This window comes from Enterococcus sp. LJL98 (genome assembly GCF_054871745.1).
Map to the genome: position 1 here is coordinate 1 of NZ_JBTXLU010000027.1, position 1,209 is coordinate 1,209.

At 34.2% G+C, this 1,209-nt stretch carries 1 pseudogene; it reads left to right on the top strand.

The window, feature by feature from the left end:
• Positions 1-15 precede the first annotated feature (15 nt).
• Positions 16-1,149: pseudogene (locus ACYSNO_RS12335) on the top strand (ISL3 family transposase).
• Positions 1,150-1,209: the final 60 nt, after the last annotated feature.

Sequence of the window (1,209 nt, forward strand, 5' to 3'; positions counted from 1 at the left end):
GGATTCAAAACAGTAATGACTCAATTAAACAAGGTTTCAGAATATAAAACATACCTCCGTCTAAAAAAGCAGCGATTCAAATGTAAATGCTGCGATCAAACTTTTACTGCAGAATCAACTTTAACTCATTTTAACTGCTCAATCTCCAATCGAGTGAAGTTAAAAATCGCTACAATGATAGAAGATAACGTATCGATGACTTATATCGCCAAACAAATCGGTGTGGCTACAATGACTATCTTAAGAGTTCTTAGGCATTTTTATCAACCGAGATTACCAGAAAAACAAGAGCTTCCAAAGGTGCTTTGTTTTGATGAATTTAAATCAGGGGGCGCAATGAGCTGTATCCTAATGGACGGTGAACACACACGGTTATTAGATATCTTAGAAGACCGACGAAAAGTAAAGCTTGAAGCCTATTTTCAACGATATTCCTTAAACGATCGACACCAAGTAAAAATCGTAGTTACTGACTTTTATGCTCCCTATATTTCTTTAACAAAAGCGCTTTTTCCAGAAGCGAAAGTATTAATTGATCGCTTTCATATTATTCAACTCATCAGTAAGTCCTTTCAAAATCATCGAATTGCGATTATGAAACGATTTTCTCAGTCTAACAAACGTCAGAAACATCTAAAGAAATATTGGAAATTGCTCCAAAAGAAAAATGTGGACTTAGACTAGGAAAAGCGTTATTGGCGCCCTTCCTTTAAGGCTCACTTGACTCAAACTGAAATCATTGATCGATTACTCTCTTACAGTGACGACCTTAAACAAGGCTACGAAATCTATCAATTATTTTTAAGTGTTCTTCAATATTCAGAAAAAGAAAAAGAACAAAAGGAAAGAACGAGTGAATTTAAAAGTTTATTGAATCAATCAATGAAGTTGTTCCCAAAGAGCTTTAAAACAACAATCAAAACCTATAAAAAATATCAGAAGGAAATTATCCTCGCCCTTACGCTACCCTATTCAAATGGCTCTGTAGAGGCCACAAATAATCATATTAAAGTTTTAAAACGAACGGCTTACGGATTTCGAAATTTCATCAACTTTAAAACAAGGATTTTTCTCAATCGAGGAAAGTATTTTAAAACAAAGCCCATCCAAAAAAATAAAAACGACCAAGCAGTGAAAATCGCCGCTTGATCGTTTGACTCTATTCTAAAGATTGTCTAAATATTTACCAACACCTATTGTTAAAGAGCC